This window comes from Mycobacterium sp. E183, assembly GCF_001667735.1.
GTDB lineage: Bacteria > Actinomycetota > Actinomycetes > Mycobacteriales > Mycobacteriaceae > Mycobacterium.
In genome coordinates, this window is sequence record NZ_LZJN01000093.1 from 1 (window position 1) to 897 (window position 897).

General features: G+C 69.7%; 1 protein-coding gene. It reads left to right on the forward strand.

All coding sequences use genetic code 11. From position 1 onward, the window contains the following. Positions 1–897, forward strand: an 897-nt coding sequence (locus A5691_RS09455; protein WP_156734777.1) for an AMP-binding protein, incomplete at both ends; no start/stop codon positions are given.

The window sequence follows — 897 nt, forward strand, 5'->3', positions numbered from 1 at the left end:
ATCGGGTTGGGGTGCGAGCAGGTGTGGGCCCAATGCCATTCGTATGCGTTCGACTTCTCGGTGTGGGAGATCTGGGGTGCCCTGCTTTCTGGTGGGCGGTTGGTGGTGGTGCCCGAGGAGCTGACCCGCTCCCCCGACGAGCTGCACGCACTGCTGATCAGCGAAGGCGTGACCGTCTTGAGCCACACCCCCTCGGCGCTGGCCGCGCTGTCGCCGACCGGACTGGATCAGGTGGCGTTGATGGCCGCCGGGGAGGCCTGTCCCCCCGAGGTCCTCGCATGCTGGGCGCCCGGGCGGGTGATGGTCAACGGTTACGGCCCCACCGAAACCACCGTCTACGCCACCATCAGCGCCCCACTGACCGCGGGCTCGACGAGCGTGCCGATCGGGCTGCCGGTGCCCGGGGCGGCGCTGTTCGTGCTCGACCCGTGGTGCCGCCCGGTGCCCCCCGGGGTGATCGGTGAACTCTATATCGCCGGCCGCGGCGTCGGCCTGGGCTATCTGCACCGGGCGGCATTGACCGCGGCCCGGTTCGTGGCCTGCCCCTACGGGCCGCCGGGAACCCGGATGTATCGCAGCGGGGACCTGGTGTGCTGGCGCCCTGACGGGCAACTGGACTACCACGGCCGCGCCGACGATCAAGTCAAAATCCGCGGCTACCGCATCGAATTGGGCGAAATCCACGCCGCCCTGGCCGCACTCGAGGGGGTCGAACACGCCGCGGTCATCGTGCGCGAAGACCGCCCCGGCGACAAACGCCTCACCGCCTACATCACCGGCACCGCCGACCCCACCCAGCTACGCGCCACCCTGGCCCAACAACTGCCCAGCTACATGATCCCCGCCGCCATCATCGCCCTCGACACCCTGCCCATCACCCTCAACGGCAAACTCGAC